Annotated in this window: 1 pseudogene; it reads left to right on the top strand. The window is 61.3% G+C overall.

The annotated features are described in order from the left end of the window. Positions 1-269, top strand: a pseudogene (locus tag SB756_RS30595) (nicotinate phosphoribosyltransferase); the annotation flags it as partial.

The following is a 269-nucleotide window of genomic DNA, read 5'->3' as shown; positions in this document are numbered from 1 at the left end:
CGCTGGAGCACTGGGTGGGTGAATACCGTGGCCGCCTGGGCATCGCCCTGACCGATTGCATTGCCATGGACGCCTTTCTGCGCGATTTCGGTCCGGTGTTTGCCCGCCGCTACCAGGGACTGCGCCACGACTCCGGCGATCCGGTCGAATGGGGCGAGAAAGCGCTCGCCCACTACCAGAAGCTGGGTATCGATCCGCAAAGCAAACACCTGGTCTTTTCTGACAACCTGAATCTCGACAAAGCGCTGGCGCTTTACCGCCACTTTGGC

Origin of the sequence: Pseudomonas sp. SIMBA_068 (genome assembly GCF_046534705.1) — a bacterium.
GTDB classification, from domain to species: Bacteria; Pseudomonadota; Gammaproteobacteria; order Pseudomonadales; family Pseudomonadaceae; genus Aquipseudomonas; species Aquipseudomonas putida.
This window is presented reverse-complemented; position numbering and strand designations above follow the sequence as displayed.